General features: G+C 51.8%; 1 protein-coding gene. It reads right to left on the bottom strand.

Annotated elements, in window-relative coordinates; translation table 11 throughout:
- The coding region (locus tag LJE08_RS14605) for a PTS system mannose/fructose/sorbose family transporter subunit IID (RefSeq protein WP_227403664.1) at positions 1-228 on the bottom strand (228 nt) is incomplete at both ends.

Here is a 228-nt window from a genome sequence, read left to right as displayed (position 1 = left end):
AAACATATTTCCGTTCTGTGCCAGTGAAATACCGATACCAACAGCAATTACCCGCAGACAGCCGACAAATACAGAGTCACCGATTCCGCTCAGCGGCCCCATCAGTGCCGTCTTGATACTGGAAATCGCCTCTCCGTCCACCTCGCCACGTGATTTCATTTCCTCCATGGATGCCACAATGCCGCCAACGAACGGAGCAAGCTGCGGTGTGATATTAAAGAACTCGAC

Source organism: Holdemanella sp. DFI.5.55 (genome assembly GCF_020593575.1).
Taxonomy (GTDB): Bacteria; Bacillota_I; Bacilli_A; order Erysipelotrichales; family Erysipelotrichaceae; genus Holdemanella; species Holdemanella hominis.
Note: the sequence above shows the minus strand (reverse complement) of the source record. Positions and strands in the feature narration are given on the sequence as shown.